The sequence below is a fragment of the Streptomyces soli genome, from assembly GCF_003999195.1.
In the GTDB taxonomy this organism is placed as follows: domain Bacteria; phylum Actinomycetota; class Actinomycetes; order Streptomycetales; family Streptomycetaceae; genus Actinacidiphila; species Actinacidiphila soli.
Genome location: NZ_RJVR01000384.1, coordinates 1 through 2,817, shown reverse-complemented (window position 1 = coordinate 2,817; position 2,817 = coordinate 1). Strand labels below are relative to the sequence as shown.

The following is a 2,817-nucleotide window of genomic DNA, read 5'->3' as shown; positions in this document are numbered from 1 at the left end:
CGCGCCCCGTGCCCAGCCACAAGATCCCCCACACCACAGGTGACCACAACATCACCAGCAGCGGCATCCACAACCAGAACAGCAGCGGCATCCGGCGGCTCACCCTCCCAAACGGAGGTCATCGTCACAGTTCGGACGACCCTCGCGCAATGCCCTGGATCATGCCGAGACGCAACAGTGACCAGCTCGGCCAAGGCGCACGGGCGCCCGACGCATCGTCCACACCACCGGCATCGCCCCGGCAGGGGACGACTCCGGCTGCCGCTGGATCGCCGTGCGCCACGCGGAAGACCACATCCACCTCCTCGCCACCAGTGTGCGCGAGGACGGCCGCCGCCCACGCAACAAGCGCGACGGGCAGCGTGCCCAGGCCGAATGCCGCAAGATCGAGGCCGAACTCGGGCTTCGACGCCTAAAGTCCGGCGACGCAACCGCACCGAAAACCCCGACCGGGGCAGAGGTGGCCAAGGCAGAGCGTCAGGGCCGCCAGCAGACGGCGCGCCAGTGGCTGCGCGAACACGCCTACGCCGCCGCAGCCGCCGCCACCGACGAGCAGGAGTACTTCGCCGTCCTCACCGCCCTCGGCATCAAGGTCAACCACCGCATCGGACCCCAAAGCGGTGAAAGGACCGGCTACAGCCTCGCCGCCCCCGAAGACACCGACGCCAAAGGCCAACCCGTCCTCTACAGCGGCTCCACCCTCGTCCTTACCGCTCGTTAGACTCCGCCCGCCTTGTGCAGTTCCTATGATCACCACAGGAATGAACCTGCGATTTTCCAAGGGGGAGCGCATGTCACTACCACTCATGAGCAGACAGCGTCGAAAGAGACGCGGATCGACGGGAGCAACTGCGCTCCTCACACTGATCGTCACCGTCGCGGCCTTGTCCCTGGGACAGACCGGCACGGCCTTCGCCGCCGCGGTGAGGCCCGTGACGACCAAACCGACCACAATGACCTCGCCGAAGGACTGGGCCCCGGCTACGGCGCCCCCGTCCGTACGGATGACCGCGCCGCGGGTGACGCCCGGGACAAACTGCACGGCGGCGCGCGACGACGACTTCGCTTCGGGCCCCGCGACGGGCAGCTTCAGCGGCCCGGGCGATCAGCTGTGTCTGGCGCTCCCGACGGCCACCGGCAACGGCCTCTACCTGGTCGACCAGCCGCCGGATGGCGACGTGGCCCCGGAGGTGACGGTCTTCGACGCCCAGGGCGTCCAGCAGTGTGACAACAACAGCTACGCCTTCAGCGTCTGCAAGCTGACCGGAACCGCACCCTTCCAGGCGGTGCTGACGGCCCCCGCCACGGGCACCTACCAGGTGATCATCCAGCGCACCGGTGACACAAGCGGCTGTACGGCCTGGCCGCAGTCGGCGTTCGGTGGCTCGTGGGGCGTGCAGGTGCCGCTCACCGCGGACCAGCAGACCGCGTGCGTGGCCATCGGGGCGGGCCAGCACTCCACCGCCGAGATGTTCGATTACACGAACACCACCAACCAGGTCAACGCCTCGGTGCAGGTGTACGACAGCGCCGGAAGCAGGGTGTGCGCCACGCTTGGGAGCAGCACGACCACCTGCGCCTTCAAGTCCGGTACCGCCTACGCGGCTCTGCTGGTGGGCACCGGCCGTACCGATACCTACAAGCTGGTCCGGCGGGACATCTCGTCGACGGCGAACTGCGCCGCACCGGGGTCGCTCACCGTCGGCGGACCTTCTACCAGCTACACGTTCACATCCGCTCTGGACAGCACCTGCCTGCGGGTCACGGCAGCGGCCACGGACAAGCTGTGGCTCTCCGTACGAACCCCGGCGGCCTCCGGCAACGCCGGCGCGGAGCTGGCAGTGGTCGACGCCTCGGGCACGATCGTGTGCTGGCAGCAGGGCATATCCTGCCGCGCCACCGGATCGACCTCGTACGTCGTCATCGTCCTGGCCTCCGGTTACGCCGGCACACCTATCACCGCGCACGTGGACAGCTGGCGGATCGGCACGGCGGCCGGCTGGGCGCCGCAGTGCACCGCGAACGTGGTGTCGCCGGACGGTTTCTCGCTGCGCAGCGGCACCTTCACCGAGTCGGCGACGGCATACTGCGCGGTGATCCAGATGAACCCGTCGCAGCACTTCGAGGTGTACGGCACGGACAGCAGCACCACCACGGGCACGCCGTGGGTGAGTCTGCTGAGCACCACCCGCTTCAGCGGCACGAACATCGACTATGCGTACCAGTGCTACGGCAACAATGTCGGTGCGTTCAGCTTCTCCTGCCTGACCACCTCCTCCGCCGTCGCGGGCCAGTACGTGCTGGTGGTGAGCCCTCACGGCGCGGACACGCCCGTCGAGTACTCCATGCAGGGCGTCTGTCAGCAGGGATGCTCCACCCAGCCGAAGCGGGCCGACCTGACCTCGGTGAGCCCGGCGAGCGGACCGGCCGGGACATCGAACCAGGTGGTGGTGCACGGCACAGGGCTGACGCTGGGCACCCAGGTGGAACTGGCCAGCAACGGCAGCCCGGCGAGCGCGTACTCGATGAGCGAGCCGGTGTCCGTCAGTCCCGACGGTACGTCGCTCACCGTACGGCTCAACACGTACGACGTCGCCCTGGGCACGTACGACGTGGTGCTCGACGGTGCCGGGTACACGGGTGGCATCCCCTCACCGGGGTACCTGCCGGGTGCCTACACCGTCACCGCCGCTCCGGCCGCGACGCACAGCCGTCTCGTCCCGGTCACGCCGACGCGGTTCCTGGATACCCGCAACGGCACCGGCGCACCCAAACAACGCGTCGGAGCAGGCGGCGTGGTCAAACTCAAGGTCGCCG

General features: G+C 68.6%; 1 protein-coding gene and 1 pseudogene. Both read left to right on the top strand.

Annotated elements, in window-relative coordinates; all coding sequences use genetic code 11:
• Positions 1–205: 205 nt before the first annotated feature.
• Positions 206–703 (top strand): annotated as a pseudogene (locus EFK10_RS45965) (relaxase/mobilization nuclease domain-containing protein); the annotation flags it as partial.
• A 181-nt stretch (positions 704–884) separates the two neighbouring features.
• A partial coding sequence (locus EFK10_RS45960; protein ID WP_164836482.1) for a hypothetical protein occupies positions 885–2,817 on the top strand: 1,933 nt, incomplete at its 3' end.